This is a genomic window from Micromonospora sp. M51, from assembly GCF_018070305.1.
In the GTDB taxonomy this organism is placed as follows: Bacteria; Actinomycetota; Actinomycetes; order Mycobacteriales; family Micromonosporaceae; genus Micromonospora; species Micromonospora parva.
This window is the reverse complement of sequence record NZ_JAGPXZ010001420.1, coordinates 1-579: the sequence shown is the minus strand read 5'-3', so window position 1 is coordinate 579 and position 579 is coordinate 1. Positions and strand designations below refer to the sequence as shown.

Here is a 579-nt window from a genome sequence, read left to right as displayed (position 1 = left end):
GTCAGTTCCCGCAGTGACCGCAGCACAGCCCACCGAACCGGGCGGACAGCAGCTGCGGACGACACCCGACCAACCTATCGCCAGCGCTGGCGAACCGCAGCACGGCGACGGGCAACGCTGGCGTGACAGCCACCACCATGGGCACTGTGGACGCCGCCGACCGGAGCCGGAAACGGCGGTGCCCCCGACCGGATCAGGTCCGATCGGGGGCACCGCGCGTGGTCCGGGTGGCGTCGCCGGTGGTGCGGGCCCCCCGGTGGCGGACCGTGGTCAGTTGCCGGTGCCGAGCACCGGGGGAGCGGGCTTCTCGTCGCCCTGCCACACCATCTCGTCCTCGGTCAACCAGGTCAGCCGCTCGTCGGAGTCGTCGTCCTGCCCCCGACCGTGCCCACCGAGCACACCGGGACGGCCGCCGCCGGACCCCGGTCGGGCGTTGCCGCCGGCCACAGCCGCCCGGCCGCCGGCCCCGCCGCGCTGACCGTCAATGCTGCGCCCGACGCCGTTGGCGGCGCGACTCTCCGCCGGGGACGCCGCACCACCGGCCGGCCGAGCCGACGCGGGGGGCGCGTTGCCCGAGCC

1 pseudogene is annotated in these 579 nt (G+C 76.3%); it reads right to left on the bottom strand.

The features are described 5' to 3' along the window. Positions 1 to 270: 270 nt before the first annotated feature. Positions 271 to 579, bottom strand: a pseudogene (locus KBX53_RS35205) (hypothetical protein); the annotation flags it as partial.